Origin of the sequence: Celeribacter sp. (genome assembly GCF_048261515.1) — a bacterium.
Taxonomy (GTDB): domain Bacteria; phylum Pseudomonadota; class Alphaproteobacteria; order Rhodobacterales; family Rhodobacteraceae; genus Celeribacter.
In genome coordinates, this window is sequence record NZ_JBLXFZ010000004.1 from 95,292 (window position 1) to 108,550 (window position 13,259).

Below are 13,259 nucleotides of genomic sequence, written 5' to 3' on the forward strand. Positions count from 1 at the left end.
CCAGATATTGTTTAGCATTAAACTACTTCTTGGGGAGAACGCCATGTCGAGCGATGAACGCAACGAAAGTCTGCGCAGAGCGGCGCTGCAATACCACGAATTCCCCAAACCTGGAAAACTGGAAATCCGCGCGACCAAGCCCATGGCCAACGGTCGCGATCTGGCACGCGCCTATTCCCCTGGCGTGGCGGAGGCCTGCCTTGAAATCAAGGAAGATCCTCGCACATCAACCCGCTACACCGCGCGCGGCAACCTCGTCGCGGTGGTCTCCAACGGCACCGCTGTTCTGGGCCTTGGCAATATCGGCGCGGCCGCCTCCAAACCCGTGATGGAAGGCAAGGCGGTCCTGTTCAAGAAATTCGCCAATATCGACTGTTTCGACATCGAGGTGAACGAGAACGACCCTGAGAAGCTTGCAGATATTGTGTGCTCGCTCGAGCCAACCTTCGGCGCGATTAACCTCGAAGACATCAAGGCGCCCGATTGTTTTATCGTTGAACAATTGTGCCGCGAGCGCATGAACATCCCCGTTTTCCACGATGACCAACACGGCACCGCCATCGTCGTCGGCGCTGCGGCGACCAATGCGCTCAAGGTTACGGACAAGAAATTCGAAGACATCAAGGTTGTCTCGACAGGCGGCGGCGCGGCGGGGATTGCCTGCCTCAACATGCTGCTCAAGCTCGGCGTGAAACGCGAGAATGTCTGGCTGTGCGACATCGCGGGCCTCGTTTATGAGGGACGCGAAGAGGAGATGACGCCGCAGAAAGCTGCCTACGCGCAGAAATCCGATCTGCGCACGCTCGACGATGTGATCGAAGGGGCCGACCTCTTCCTCGGCCTCTCCGGACCTGGCGTTCTCAAACCCGAAATGGTCGCGAAGATGTCGCCACAGCCGATCATCTTTGCACTCGCCAACCCGACGCCCGAGATCATGCCCGACGTCGTGAAAAAGATTGCCCCCGATGCGATCATCGCCACGGGGCGCTCGGATTATCCCAATCAGGTCAACAACGTCCTCTGCTTCCCGTTCATCTTCCGCGGGGCACTCGATGTGGGCGCGACCGAGATCAACGACTCGATGCAAATTGCCTGTATCGAAGGCATCGCAGCGCTGGCCCGCGCCACCACCTCCGCCGAAGCCGCTGCCGCCTATCAGGACGAGCGCATGACCTTCGGCCCAGATTACCTGATCCCCAAACCCTTCGACCCGCGCCTGATGGGGGTGGTTGCCTCCGCCGTCGCGGGTGCCGCAATGGAAAGCGGCGTGGCGGCCCGACCGCTCAACGACCTGAAAGCCTATAAGGACGGGCTGGACCACTCCGTGTTCAAATCCGCGCTCATCATGCGCCCCGTGTTCCAAGCCGCAGCTCAAGCCGAACGCCGCATCGCCTTCGCCGAAGGTGAGGACGAGCGCGTGCTTCGCGCGGCTCATGCGATGATCGAGGAAACAACAGACAAACCCATCCTCATCGGTCGCCCCGAAGTCGTCGCCATGCGCGCCGAACGCGCAGGCCTCAAAATCCGCCCTGGCGTGGATTTCGAGATCGTAAACCCCGAAAGTGACAGCCGCTACAAGCAATACTGGCAAGCCTATCACAACCGCATGTCGCGTCGCGGCGTGACCCCTGATCTGGCGAAAGCAATCCTGCGCACCAACACCACCGCCATCGGGGCAATCATGGTGCATGAAGGTCACGCAGACAGCATGATTTGCGGCACCTTCGGGCAATACCTATGGCACCTCAACTACGTGACGCAGATTCTTGGAACCAAGGAGTTGCACCCTGTTGGCGCGCTTTCGCTGATGATCCTTGAGGACGGGCCGCTCTTCATCGCGGACACCCATGTTCACACGGAACCCACGCCCGAACAGATCGCCGAAACCGTCATCGCCACCGCACGCCACATCCGTCGGTTCGGGGTCGAGCCCAATATCGCCCTGTGTTCACACTCGGAATTCGGCAACCTCAACTGCATGTCGGGTCGGAATATGCGTGAAGCCCTCGCCATTCTCGACAGCGAACCGCGCGACTTCGCCTATGAGGGTGAGATGCATATCGACAGCGCGCTGACCCCCGATCTGCGTGATCGGAAATTCCCCCATTCCCGCCTAGAAGGCCCCGCCAACGCGCTGGTCTTTGCCATTGCGGACGCCTCCTCTGGCGTGCGTAACATCCTGAAATCAAAGGGCGGCGGGTTGGAAGTAGGTCCGATCCTGATGGGCATGGGCAACCGCGCACATATCGTGACGCCCTCGATCACCTCACGCGGGCTGCTCAACATGTCGGCCATCGCGGGCACTCCCGTGACGCATTACGGCTGACCCCTGCCCGCCCCACGCCGCCTTTTGAGGGCGCGCGCGAGAACGATCAGACGGCTATCGCCGATGCAAACCCCATGCGAATTGCAAATTTTGCAAACCACTTGACTACACAGGTTTGCAGAAATTCTCTGCAATGGTGCCGCCCACTTTGATACGTATCATGGCGCGGAGACCTGCGCGTGAGGAATGCTTGCGCAAATAGTGGCCGTAGAGCACGGGGAAGGAGACCTCGCGCGCGGCGACTGTCAGGCGCGTTTTGCCCGCAGGCAGTGAGGAGATATGCATGGGATATTCTGACGTATATGAAGGCTGGAAAGCCGATCCGGAGAAGTTCTGGATGGAGGCCGCGGAGGAGGTTCATTGGTATAAGAAACCCTCCAAAGCCCTGTTTGACGACAATGCTCCGATTTACGAGTGGTTCTCGGACGGGCTGACCAACACATGCTATAACGCGGTGGACCGTCACGTTGAGGCTGGTCGTGGCGATGAACTGGCGATCATGCATGAAAGCCCGATCACTCACTCGACCAAGGGCATCACCTACAAAGATTTGCAAACCCGCGTGGCCACGCTGGCTGGCGCACTCCAGCAGCGCGGCGTCGGCAAAGGGGATCGTGTCATCATCTACATGCCGATGATCCCCGAAGCTCTGGAAGCCATGCTGGCCTGTGCCCGCATCGGAGCCGTGCACTCGGTCGTCTTCGGCGGCTTTGCAGCCCATGAGCTGGCCGTGCGGATTGACGACTGCACCCCCAAAGCGATCATCGCCGCCTCCTGCGGGTTGGAGCCGAACCGCGTGGTGCATTACAAACCGCTGCTGGACGAAGCCATCGAAGAGGCCGAACACAAGCCCGATTTCTGCGTGATTTTCCAGCGCGAGCAAGAGGTTGCCAAACTCAAAGAAGGTCGTGACTTCAACTGGCACGGTTTCCAGTATGGCGTGAAACCGGTGGATTGTTTGCCGGTCGAAGGCAACCACCCTGCCTATATTCTCTACACCTCCGGCACGACCGGCGCGCCGAAAGGCGTTGTGCGCTCCACGGGCGGTCATCTGGTGGCGCTCAACTGGACGATGAAGAACATCTACAACATCGAGGCGGGCGACACATTCTGGGCCGCGTCGGATGTGGGTTGGGTCGTCGGACACAGCTACATTTGCTATGCACCGCTCATCAAAGGCGCGCAAACCATTGTGTTTGAAGGCAAACCCATCGGCACCCCGCATCCGGGCGTGTTCTGGCGGATCATCCAGAACCACCGCGTCAAATCCTTCTTTACCGCACCCACGGCGCTGCGCGCGATCAAACGCGAAGACCCGAACGGCGACTGGATCAAGCGCTACAAGCTGCACGAGCTTCAGGCGATCTTCCTCGCAGGCGAACGTGCCGACCCCGACACGATCAAATGGACGCAGGAGAAATTCGGCGTGCCAGTGATCGACCACTGGTGGCAGACGGAAACCGGCTGGGCGATTGCCGCAAACCCGCTCGGGATCGAGGAACTTCCGGTCAAGATCGGTTCGCCCTCTGTGGCCATGCCCGGTTACGACATCGATATTCTCGACGAGGCGGGCCATCCCGTCGAAGCAGGCGAGCTGGGCTCCATTGCGATCAAACTGCCCCTGCCTCCAGGCACGTTGCAGAACCTTTGGAAGGCCGAAGAGCGTTACAAGAAGAGCTATCTCTCCACCTTCCCTGGCTACTATGAAACAGGTGACGCAGGGATCAAGGACGAAGACGGCTACCTCTACATCATGGCGCGCACCGATGATGTGATTAACGTCGCGGGCCACCGTCTTTCGACGGGCGCAATGGAGGAAGTTCTCTCCAACCACCCTGACGTGGCCGAATGTGCCGTGATCGGTGTGAGCGACGACCTCAAAGGGCAGGTCCCCTTGGGCTTCCTCTGCCTCAACGCGGGATGTGAACGCACGGAGGCGGAGATCGTTAAGGAATGTGTCGCCGCCGTTCGCAACGAGATCGGCCCCGTCGCAGCCTTCAAACTGGCCTGCGTGGTCGACCGCCTGCCCAAAACCCGTTCGGGCAAGATCCTGCGTGGCACGATGGTCAAAATCGCCGACGGTCAGGATTACAAGATGCCCGCTACCATCGACGATCCAGCGATCCTCGACGAGATCAAGGTGGCACTTCAGGGGCTTGGCTTCGCCAAGTAACTCCACCACGGACCAAACAGCAAAACGCGCCCCACGGGGCGCGTTTTTCATTCTAGGCGTCTGGGCCCGCGCGTCGCGCCAAACGGGTCAGGTAAACTGCTCGCGCAACAGGCGCTCTTCCAGCCCGTGCCCTGGATCAAAAAGAATACGGTGCTTCACACGCGGCTCGGACCTAATCTCGACCCAATGCACGATCCCCGCCGAACGGCTGTCCGCATCGGCCATCACAGGACGCTTCTCGGCCTCCAGAATGTCGAACCGCACATGCGCGCTCTTTGGCAAAAGCGCGCCACGCCACCGACGCGGTCGAAACGCCGCCATTGCCGTGAGCGCCAGAACATCCGACCCGATTGGCAGGATCGGTCCTCGCGCGGAGTAGTTGTAGGCCGTGGAGCCCGCGGGCGTTGCGACCAGCGCCCCGTCACACACAAGCTCTTCCATCCGAACTTTGCCATCCACCGACACGCGCAACCGCGCTGCCTGTGGCCCCGCGCGCAACAAAGATACTTCGTTGATCGCCAATGCCTTATGCTCGGCGCCTTGCGCCCCGCCAGCCGTCATCGTCAGCGGATTGATGACCTCCATCTCTGCAACGCGCAGCCGCGCCAGCAAGCCCTCTTCCTTGAATTCGTTCATCAAGAACCCGACGGTGCCGCAATTCATCCCGTAGACGGGTGTGTCCAGATGCATCGTCCCGTGCAGCGTGTGCAGCATGAAACCGTCACCACCCAAGGCCACGATGATCTCCGCATCCTCAACCGGCACGCTCGTATAGAGCGCCTCCAGACGCTCTTTCGCGCGTTGTGCGATCTGTGCCTCGGAGGCGGTGATTGCGATCTTGACCATGGTCTGACTTTCTCTTCTGGCGGCATTGCCGCTCTGTCGGTCCTGACTAGCAAATGCCCGTCACCATTTCACGCCTTTTCGCCGCCCCGCACGCCGCCAATCGGAAACCCGCACCGCTCTTGATACCGCATTCATCTTCATTATGTGTGCAAAACACCTTTTCCCATTGTGACAGTTTGGCTAAACAGCGGGCGACACTCCCACGCTGCCAAGGAGCACGCCCCATGACTTCCAATGTCCGCGACGCCGGTTTCTTCACCGAAAGCCTCGCCTCCCGCGATCCCGAACTCTTCGACGCCATGTCGCTCGAACTGGGTCGCCAACGCGACGAGATCGAATTGATCGCCTCCGAGAACATCGTTTCCGCTGCCGTGATGGAAGCGCAAGGCTCCGTGCTCACAAACAAATATGCCGAGGGCTACCCGGGCCGCCGCTACTACGGTGGTTGCCAATACGTTGATTTGGCCGAGAACCTCGCCCGCGACCGTGCGAAAGAGCTGTTCGACTGTAAATACGCCAACGTCCAGCCGAACTCGGGCTCGCAAGCCAACCAAGGGGTTTTCACCGCCCTCCTGAAACCCGGTGACACGATTCTCGGCATGTCGCTGGACGCAGGCGGCCACCTGACGCACGGCGCCAAGCCCAACCAATCGGGCAAGTGGTTCAACGCCATCCAATACGGCGTGCGCAAACAGGACCAGCGTATCGACTACGATCAGGTGCAAGAACTGGCCAACGAGCACAAACCCAAGATGATCATCGCGGGTGGCTCGGCCATTCCCCGTCAGGTCGATTTCGCGAAAATGCGCGAGATTGCCGATAGCGTTGGCGCTTACCTGATGGTCGACATGGCGCACTTCGCGGGGCTCGTCGCGGGTGGTCAACACCCCTCGCCCTTCCCCTATGCCGATGTCGCAACCACCACGACCCACAAAACTCTCCGAGGACCGCGCGGCGGCATGATCCTCACGAACGATGTGGAGATCGCCAAGAAGGTAAATTCCGCCATCTTCCCCGGCATTCAGGGCGGCCCGCTCATGCATGTGATCGCAGCGAAAGCCGTGGCATTCGGCGAGGCGCTGCGCCCCGAATTCAAGGTCTACGCCGAGCAGGTCATCAAGAATGCGCAGGCGCTCGCAGATCAGCTTATGAAAGGTGGCCTCGACATCGTCACAGGCGGCACCGATACGCATGTTCTCCTCGTCGACCTGCGCCCCAAAGGGGTGAAGGGCAACGCCACCGAGGATGCTCTGGGCCGCGCGCATATCACCTGTAACAAGAACGGCATCCCCTTCGACCCCGAGCCGCCGATGGTCACTTCTGGCGTCCGTCTCGGCACCCCTGCGGGCACAACGCGCGGGTTTGGCGAAGAGGAATTCCGCAAGATTGCCGATCTGATCGTCGAGGTTGTGGATGGTCTTGCCACCAATGGCGAAGAGGGCAACGCCGAGGTAGAAGCCAAGGTGAAAGCCGAAGTGGCCGCACTTTGCGAACGCTTCCCGCTCTACCCCAACCTCTAAGAGTTGGACAAATCAAACGGATCAGGGGCCTTCGGGCCCCTTTTTCGTGTCTGAATACGTCTATTTCGAACAGAGTGGGTGAACGCACTATCCCTCGCTGACTTACCCAAACCGAACAGTTGGGCAAATCGAACACCAGATTTCTCGGAGGTGAATGGTGGCGCCTATATCAGCCCACGCCAAAGCATGACGCCGAGCACCAATCCCACGACCACAAAAATCACGAAGGCCACGGCGGTAATGACATCAAGAATCTTACCCTTACGCCGTTGCCACGGATCAACCGCACCGAGATATTTTGCGAGGTTGGACAGTGCCCGCTCGACACGTTTGCGGTCAATTTGCCGCGACAGTTTCGGATGGGATTCCAATGCGATAGCATCAACAATCAACTGACCGTCCCGCCGCGCCCATCGTGGAAGACGCCGCCCAGCCTTCGCCAGCTTGCTAGCGAAATCCGACCCTGCCCGAATGCCCAGACGGTCCCGCATGAGCGCGGCCAGTGCTTCGGCACGATATGTGATCGACTGTTCCATCGACGCGGAACTTAGGGGCTTTTCGTCGGGCATCCAAGCCACTAAGTCTGTGCCATGCTCAATTACGTCATCAACGGTTCGCCAACCGACCGCCCGCCCCTACTCATCGTCCACGGCCTCTTTGGCTCGGCGCGAAACTGGGGCGTCATCGCAAAACGCTTGTCCGATCAACGACTTGTCGTTTCCGTCGATATGCGAAACCACGGCGAAAGCCCGCGGTTTCCGACCCAAAGCTACACGGAAATGGCGAACGATCTGAACGAGGTGCTCGCGCATCTCTCCGAGCATGGGCCGTTTCACGTTATGGGTCATTCGATGGGAGGGAAGTCGGCGATGATCCTAGCGCTGGAGCATCCAGAACGGCTCAAGTCCCTCATCGTCGCGGACATTTCGCCTGTCGCATACGACCACGACAACACCCATCTGATCCACGCCATGCGCGGACTGGACCTGTCGAAGATCGAGCGCAGATCAGAGGCCGACGCGGTGCTCAAGCGTGACATTCCCAATCCTGGCGTGCGGGCATTCCTCTTGCAAAGCCTTGTCGTAAAAGAGAAAAAATGGCTGCTCAACCTCGACGTTCTGGAAGAATACATGCCGCAAATCGTGGGGTTCCCCGAGGTATCAGGACAGTTCGACGGACCCGCGTTCTTCCTGTCGGGGGGCGAAAGCACCTATGTTTCGCGCGATCATCGTGCGGCGACGAAGGCACTTTTCCCTGCTGCGCGCTTTGCCTCTATCCCTGACACGGGGCATTGGTTACATGCCGAAAAGCCACGGGAATTCGAGGCGGCGATGCGGGCATGGATGGAGGCGACCGACGGATAATTTCGTTGTATTTCAATATGTTGCTACAGGCTTTCGAGCTTCCTCGACACCACCCACGTCACGGGTATAGCCAGCGCGAAACCGATGGCCGCCGCGATGAGGATTGGACGTAGAGTGTCCATACCAGAGGTCAGGGCGACCACCACGCCAACACCCATAAGTGTCGTAGAAATAAGGGAAAACAGGATTCCGAAAAGGCGAGTCATGGGATCTCTCCATTGGTGGCGTTCGCGCATATCCGATCCTACGGCCCGCGCGCCGCGTGTTTCCTTGATCCCGATCAAGCGTACGCCTTTGTGGCACATTGTTTAAACTCTTGCAGGAGAATGTGGCCGCACATTCAAACTGTTGGAGATCTTTATGTTGCCCTTTTCCATGAATTTGACTGACCTGCGCTCCCGCCTCACGGAGGTTCTGGATCGTGTCCAGACAGGCGACCACGCCATCGTACGCCGCTATGGTCGAGCAGTCGCGGCCATCGTGCCGATGGAAGACCTCGAACGCATCTGGGAACACATCGACGACGAAAAACTCGGCCCCCGCCAAGCCAGTGGCCGCCGACCAGGCCGATCCATTGGGCCGTGGGACAGAATACTTGCCAAGGCAGACGCCGAACGTGAAGCGGCGCGACGCGAAGGGCGCGACAAGAAATGGGTGGCTTTTTGGGTTTGGGTGCGGTCGCTGCAAAGCAGCGATTGAACACCGTGGGGCGGCGGTCAAAGCGCCCAGACGCGTTCGCACACCTGCGAACGCCGGTTTAGGTTCGCCAACGCTCGGAAGCCGAAACAGCAGTTAACGGCCCGCTCGCAACCTTATGGTGTCCTTAAAGAATGGCACCCCAGCGCCTGACCCGAGGGTGGGTTCTGACCGATACGTTGTATCAAAGTAATCTCCTTGAAAACTTCTTACAAAATAGCTATGCTGTATTCACGATCTGAACCTAGGCACAACCTAGAAAGTAGGATTGTCCCGGCGAGCAGGCGACTGCTCGCCCTTTTTCATAAGAAGACTATGCCTTGCGGGTGTTCTCTAGATGCTTTTTTGTTCAGAACCCCGTCTAGCCTATCAAAATAATTTACTGCCCTTTTGCGCCTAATATACGAATTTGGAGCTAGTTTTTGCTGCAAAAAATAAGCCACCACATCACACGATTGAATCGGCAGTGAAGAAGCGGAATCTTTTTCCGCCGGGTCTTCGATAATTTTGTGAATTGGGTGGTTAGTGAAACCGCCACCCCAACGGTTTGGAATTGGATTATGCACCGACATTTTCCGCATTATTCCCGTAAGCTTTTTGCCCGCCGTTGCATCTGTGTACACTGTTCCAAACGAACGCCTATATCCTCCTGGAAAATTCCCATGAACTAAGGTGTTTTCAAAACGTTGGAACAGTGTCCTCCATGCCGAAGAGAAAACATCATAGCTCGAGGGCTTTCCCATTTTATCAACAACAACATTCGTAATTGAAATTGAATTTAATTTTGCAAGCTCATCCAAATAGTTACGCAGTATTGCCAGTCGTATATGTTTCTCAATACCGAATGGGTTTTTCCGTAGCATTTCCACACTATGAACCTCAGCCCTCATTGGAAATCCATAGGCCCCTCTCAAGGTCTTTCGAAATTGAATAATGCGATCAACAAAGCCTCGCCATTCACTTTCATGAACGACAATGCCGCTGAGGCAAAAGTATCTAGTCTGGGCGGTATTGTTACCAGCGTCACCACTCTCATCAACATACATCAAATACATAGTTTCACCTCGCAAATGAGTATTACAAAAGAACTTACCAGCAACCGCCGCACCTTATTGTAAATATCCATTTGAAACTAAAAACTAAAACATAAATAACTTCATCAGCTAAACGCGTGACGCTACCTAGCGCCCAAGCTCCACGGGATGGGTGCGTGCTTACTTCCAACGGAAAAGACACTGCCACCCACCTGCACTAAAACAGACGAATGATCGCGAAGCGATCAATCATCCATTTTAAGTGCGCTGATAAATGCTTCCTGCGGAATCTCTACTTTCCCGAACTGGCGCATCCGTTTCTTACCCGCTTTCTGCTTCTCCAGCAGTTTCTTCTTCCGCGTGGCGTCGCCGCCGTAGCATTTGGCGGTCACGTCTTTGCGCATGGCGGAGAGGGTTTCGCGGGCGATGACCTTGCCGCCGATGGCGGCTTGGATCGGGATTTTGAACATGTGACGGGGAATGAGTTCCTTGAGCTTTTCGCACATGGCGCGGCCACGCATTTCGGCACGGTCGCGGTGGACCATCATGGAGAGCGCGTCGACGGGTTCTTCGTTCACGAGGATCTGCATCTTCACAAGGTTGTCCTCGCGATACTCGGTGAACTGGTAGTCGAAAGAGGCATAGCCTTTGGTCACGGATTTCAGGCGGTCGTAGAAGTCGAAGACGACCTCGTTGAGCGGCAGGTCGTAGACAGCCATGGCACGGGTGCCTGCATAGGTCAGGTCAAGCTGGATGCCGCGGCGGTCCTGACAGAGTTTGAGCACATCGCCCAAGTATTCGTCGGGGACCATGATCGTAGCCTTGATGCGCGGTTCCTCGATGTGGTCGACATAAGTGAGGTCGGGCATGTCGGCGGGATTGTGGAGTTCCTCGACCGTGCCGTCCTTCATGTGGACATGGTAAACCACCGAGGGCGCGGTTGTGATCAGGTCGAGATCGTATTCGCGCTCAAGGCGGTCACGGATGACCTCAAGGTGAAGCAGACCAAGGAAGCCGCAGCGGAAGCCGAAGCCGAGAGCGGCAGAGGTTTCCATCTCGGCAGAGAAGGACGCGTCGTTGAGTTGCAGTTTCTCGATGGCGGCGCGCAGGTCTTCGAAGTCGTTGGCGTCCACGGGGAAGAGGCCGCAGAAAACCACGGGCACGGAGGGTTTGAACCCCGCCAGCGGCGCGTCGCATTGCGCCTTCTCATGGGTGATCGTGTCGCCCACCTTGGTGTCGCGCACCTGTTTGATAGAGGCGGTAAAGACGCCGATCTCGCCCGGACCAAGCTCGGGGAAATCGACCATTTGCGGCTTCAGCACGGCGAGCTTGTCGATCTTGTAGGTCGCGCCCGCCTGCATCATGCGGATCTGGTCGCCCTTCTTGATCGTGCCGTCGATGACGCGGAACATGACGACCACGCCAAGGTAGGCATCATACCAGCTGTCCACCAGCATGGCCTTGAGCGGCGCGTTACGGTCGCCTTCAGGTGCGGGCAGGCGCGTGACGATGGCCTCCAGCACGTCGGGAATGCCGAGTCCCGTTTTGGCGGAGATTTCAATAGCCTCGGAGGCATCAATCCCGATCACATCCTCGATCTGTTCACACACGCGTTCAGGCTCGGCTGCGGGCAGGTCGATCTTGTTGAGGACGGGGACGATCTCGTGGTCGGCGTCGATGGCGGTGTAGACGTTGGCGAGCGTCTGCGCCTCAACACCTTGGGTCGCGTCCACAACCAGAAGCGAGCCCTCGACCGCACGCATGGAGCGGCTGACCTCATAGGCGAAGTCAACGTGACCGGGCGTGTCGATGAGGTTGAGGATATACAGCTCACCGTCATTGGCGGTGTATTCGATGCGCACCGAGTTTGCCTTGATCGTGATGCCGCGCTCGCGCTCGATGTCCATCGCATCAAGCATCTGCGCCTGCATGTCGCGGTCCTTCACCGTCCCCGTGGACTGGATCAGACGGTCGGCCAGCGTGGATTTCCCGTGGTCGATGTGGGCGACAATCGAGAAGTTACGGATGTTTTTCAGCTCGGTCATGAACGGCCTTCAAAGCTTGGGGTTTGACCGATTTCTATGGGGGGAAAGGGGAAGAATGTCTAGTCCTGTCGGCGGGGAAAGCGCGGATGTGGCCTTCCCTAGCCAAGAGAGGTCCGAACCACCCCCATAGCACCTTCGCAGGAAACGCCGCCGCAAAGCGCGCTGATCACGAAGCCGAGAATTGCCCCGCGCCGCCAAATCCCGCATAGTAGGCGCAACGCATCGCGACAAGGCGGGCAAGAACAATCACAGCATTGACGAGGGCAGTCATGGCACGGGCAACTCAGGTGGTATTTTTAGTGGCAATCACGGCGACGCTGGCGTCCTGTGGCGGCGGCGGGCGGTCGGTTTCGCGAGGCGCAACCGCCACGGCTTTTTCGACGGGGCCTGTCTATGAGGCCTGTATGCGCGCGGGACGTAAAGACGCCTCGACAGCGCGTTGCGGTTGCGTTCAGGCCTCGGCGGATGGCGTTCTCTCCTCCTCGGATCAGAAACGTGCGGCAAAGTTCTTCAAAGACCCGCACCACGCACAGGAAATCCGCCAGTCGGACAACCCGCTGCACGAAGCCTTCTGGAAGCGCTACAGGAATTTCGCGACCACCGCCGAGCAGGTCTGTGCCTGACGGGTTCTACCACCCGCTCAACACGCTCAAACCCGAAGGCACGGGGATCTGGGTCGCCGACGGGCCATCGGTGCCGTTCTATGGTGTCAATTTCCCCACGCGCATGACGGTGGTGCGGATCGGCACGCAAGAATTGCCGCGCGCCTTCCGCTGGCTGCTCTAGTCGAGCGTGGCGATCAACCCATCGGCGCATTGCTCGATCAATTCCAGAGCCCCGTCGAAGTCGCGGGTAAAATAGGGGTCAGGCACGGCGGTCTCATGGGTATCCGCGAAATCGGTGAAGAGCCGTATCGGTGTGACATTGCTCGCGGGACGCAGCCCCTCGGCATCGCGCTGGTTCTCCTCATCCATCACCACGATCAGATCAAAGGCGTCGAAATCGCCCGCATGGAACTGACGCGCACGCAGGGGCGAGAGGTCATAGCCCCGCGCGGCACCTACCGCCTGCATCGGACCATAGGGCGGCTCGCCCACATGCCACGCACCCGTACCCGCGCTGTCGAGGGTGAGGTCGGGGAAAAGCGATGCGGCCTTGGCCCGCGTGACGGCCTCGGCGGCAGGCGAACGGCAGATATTGCCCAGACAGACGAAGAGAATTTTGCGCATGGCGTGAAGTTTGGCGTAAGCTCACA

Annotated in this window: 14 protein-coding genes; 7 read left to right on the top strand and 7 right to left on the bottom strand. The window is 58.5% G+C overall.

Annotated features, from left to right (window positions below; all coding sequences use genetic code 11):
* Positions 1 to 43: 43 nt before the first annotated feature.
* A complete protein-coding gene (locus tag ACN0SC_RS08985; protein ID WP_417249335.1) occupies positions 44 to 2,326 on the top strand; it encodes an NADP-dependent malic enzyme in 2,283 nt (760 codons plus the stop codon).
* Positions 2,327 to 2,431: 105 nt separating this feature from the next.
* Here ACN0SC_RS08985 and ACN0SC_RS08990 read toward each other — a convergent pair whose 3' ends face one another.
* Positions 2,432 to 2,611 carry a hypothetical protein gene (locus tag ACN0SC_RS08990; protein ID WP_417249336.1) on the bottom strand — a complete coding sequence of 60 codons (180 nt, stop codon included), beginning with the start codon at positions 2,609 to 2,611 and terminating at the stop codon, positions 2,432 to 2,434.
* Between ACN0SC_RS08990 and ACN0SC_RS08995 the strand changes: the two genes are divergently transcribed.
* Positions 2,610 to 4,499, top strand: a complete 1,890-nt coding sequence (locus ACN0SC_RS08995) for a propionyl-CoA synthetase (RefSeq protein WP_417249337.1) — start codon at positions 2,610 to 2,612, stop codon at positions 4,497 to 4,499. The two genes, ACN0SC_RS08990 and ACN0SC_RS08995, sit on opposite strands and share 2 nt — an antisense overlap.
* Positions 4,500 to 4,586: 87 nt before the next feature.
* Here the strand turns inward: ACN0SC_RS08995 and ACN0SC_RS09000 are convergent, their stop codons facing one another.
* Positions 4,587 to 5,345, bottom strand: a complete 759-nt coding sequence (locus ACN0SC_RS09000; RefSeq protein ID WP_417249338.1) for an NAD kinase — start codon at positions 5,343 to 5,345, stop codon at positions 4,587 to 4,589.
* A gap of 224 nt (positions 5,346 to 5,569) precedes the next feature.
* Here ACN0SC_RS09000 and glyA point away from each other — a divergent pair, with 224 nt between their 5' ends.
* Positions 5,570 to 6,865, top strand: coding sequence for a serine hydroxymethyltransferase (glyA, locus tag ACN0SC_RS09005; protein ID WP_417249339.1), 1,296 nt, complete (start codon positions 5,570 to 5,572; stop codon positions 6,863 to 6,865).
* A gap of 164 nt (positions 6,866 to 7,029) precedes the next feature.
* Here glyA and ACN0SC_RS09010 read toward each other — a convergent pair whose 3' ends face one another.
* Entirely contained in the window at positions 7,030 to 7,434 is a 405-nt protein-coding gene (locus ACN0SC_RS09010; RefSeq protein ID WP_417249340.1) for a hypothetical protein, read from the bottom strand.
* A gap of 21 nt (positions 7,435 to 7,455) precedes the next feature.
* Between ACN0SC_RS09010 and ACN0SC_RS09015 the strand changes: the two genes are divergently transcribed.
* On the top strand, positions 7,456 to 8,229 hold the full coding sequence (locus ACN0SC_RS09015) for an alpha/beta fold hydrolase (protein ID WP_417249341.1): 774 nt from the start codon (positions 7,456 to 7,458) through the stop codon (positions 8,227 to 8,229).
* A gap of 23 nt (positions 8,230 to 8,252) precedes the next feature.
* Here ACN0SC_RS09015 and ACN0SC_RS09020 read toward each other — a convergent pair whose 3' ends face one another.
* On the bottom strand, positions 8,253 to 8,435 hold the full coding sequence (locus tag ACN0SC_RS09020; protein ID WP_417249342.1) for a CTP synthetase: 183 nt from the start codon (positions 8,433 to 8,435) through the stop codon (positions 8,253 to 8,255).
* 154 nt (positions 8,436 to 8,589) lie between these two features.
* On the opposite strand from ACN0SC_RS09020, the gene ACN0SC_RS09025 reads away from it, so the two are divergent.
* Positions 8,590 to 8,928, top strand: a complete 339-nt coding sequence (locus ACN0SC_RS09025) for a type II toxin-antitoxin system Phd/YefM family antitoxin (protein ID WP_417249343.1) — start codon at positions 8,590 to 8,592, stop codon at positions 8,926 to 8,928.
* A 299-nt stretch (positions 8,929 to 9,227) separates the two neighbouring features.
* Here ACN0SC_RS09025 and ACN0SC_RS09030 read toward each other — a convergent pair whose 3' ends face one another.
* The gene (locus ACN0SC_RS09030) at positions 9,228 to 9,980 is read right to left on the bottom strand and encodes a DUF3800 domain-containing protein (protein WP_417249344.1); all 753 of its coding nucleotides are present in this window, start codon (positions 9,978 to 9,980) and stop codon (positions 9,228 to 9,230) included.
* 224 nt (positions 9,981 to 10,204) lie between these two features.
* Positions 10,205 to 12,004 carry a translation elongation factor 4 gene (lepA, locus tag ACN0SC_RS09035; RefSeq protein WP_417249345.1) on the bottom strand — a complete coding sequence of 600 codons (1,800 nt, stop codon included), beginning with the start codon at positions 12,002 to 12,004 and terminating at the stop codon, positions 10,205 to 10,207.
* Positions 12,005 to 12,273: 269 nt separating this feature from the next.
* On the opposite strand from lepA, the gene ACN0SC_RS09040 reads away from it, so the two are divergent.
* Positions 12,274 to 12,627 carry an arginine transporter gene (locus tag ACN0SC_RS09040; RefSeq protein ID WP_417249346.1) on the top strand — a complete coding sequence of 118 codons (354 nt, stop codon included), beginning with the start codon at positions 12,274 to 12,276 and terminating at the stop codon, positions 12,625 to 12,627.
* Positions 12,620 to 12,790, top strand: coding sequence for a hypothetical protein (locus tag ACN0SC_RS09045; RefSeq protein ID WP_417249347.1), 171 nt, complete (start codon positions 12,620 to 12,622; stop codon positions 12,788 to 12,790). Before ACN0SC_RS09040 ends, ACN0SC_RS09045 begins: the two co-directional genes overlap by 8 nt.
* On the opposite strand, the gene ACN0SC_RS09050 is transcribed toward ACN0SC_RS09045, so the two are convergent.
* Positions 12,787 to 13,233: a low molecular weight protein-tyrosine-phosphatase gene (locus ACN0SC_RS09050; protein ID WP_417249348.1), complete on the bottom strand. Its 447-nt coding sequence runs from the start codon at positions 13,231 to 13,233 to the stop codon at positions 12,787 to 12,789. The genes ACN0SC_RS09045 and ACN0SC_RS09050 overlap by 4 nt on opposite strands.
* Between the last annotated feature and the right edge of the window lie 26 nt (positions 13,234 to 13,259).

What these genes read in the sequence shown, in the direction of transcription:
- ACN0SC_RS09050 (WP_417249348.1), bottom strand. Translation starts at nt 13,233, where the DNA reads ATGCGCAAAATTCTCTTCGTCTGTCTGGGCAATATCTGCCGTTCGCCT.
- ACN0SC_RS09020 (WP_417249342.1), bottom strand. Translation starts at nt 8,435, where the DNA reads ATGACTCGCCTTTTCGGAATCCTGTTTTCCCTTATTTCTACGACACTT.
- ACN0SC_RS09015 (WP_417249341.1), top strand. Translation starts at nt 7,456, where the DNA reads ATGCTCAATTACGTCATCAACGGTTCGCCAACCGACCGCCCGCCCCTA.
- ACN0SC_RS09040 (WP_417249346.1), top strand. Translation starts at nt 12,274, where the DNA reads ATGGCACGGGCAACTCAGGTGGTATTTTTAGTGGCAATCACGGCGACG.
- glyA (WP_417249339.1), top strand. Translation starts at nt 5,570, where the DNA reads ATGACTTCCAATGTCCGCGACGCCGGTTTCTTCACCGAAAGCCTCGCC.
- ACN0SC_RS09000 (WP_417249338.1), bottom strand. Translation starts at nt 5,345, where the DNA reads ATGGTCAAGATCGCAATCACCGCCTCCGAGGCACAGATCGCACAACGC.
- lepA (WP_417249345.1), bottom strand. Translation starts at nt 12,004, where the DNA reads ATGACCGAGCTGAAAAACATCCGTAACTTCTCGATTGTCGCCCACATC.
- ACN0SC_RS08995 (WP_417249337.1), top strand. Translation starts at nt 2,610, where the DNA reads ATGGGATATTCTGACGTATATGAAGGCTGGAAAGCCGATCCGGAGAAG.
- ACN0SC_RS08990 (WP_417249336.1), bottom strand. Translation starts at nt 2,611, where the DNA reads ATGCATATCTCCTCACTGCCTGCGGGCAAAACGCGCCTGACAGTCGCC.
- ACN0SC_RS09010 (WP_417249340.1), bottom strand. Translation starts at nt 7,434, where the DNA reads ATGCCCGACGAAAAGCCCCTAAGTTCCGCGTCGATGGAACAGTCGATC.
- ACN0SC_RS09025 (WP_417249343.1), top strand. Translation starts at nt 8,590, where the DNA reads ATGTTGCCCTTTTCCATGAATTTGACTGACCTGCGCTCCCGCCTCACG.
- ACN0SC_RS08985 (WP_417249335.1), top strand. Translation starts at nt 44, where the DNA reads ATGTCGAGCGATGAACGCAACGAAAGTCTGCGCAGAGCGGCGCTGCAA.
- ACN0SC_RS09030 (WP_417249344.1), bottom strand. Translation starts at nt 9,980, where the DNA reads ATGTATTTGATGTATGTTGATGAGAGTGGTGACGCTGGTAACAATACC.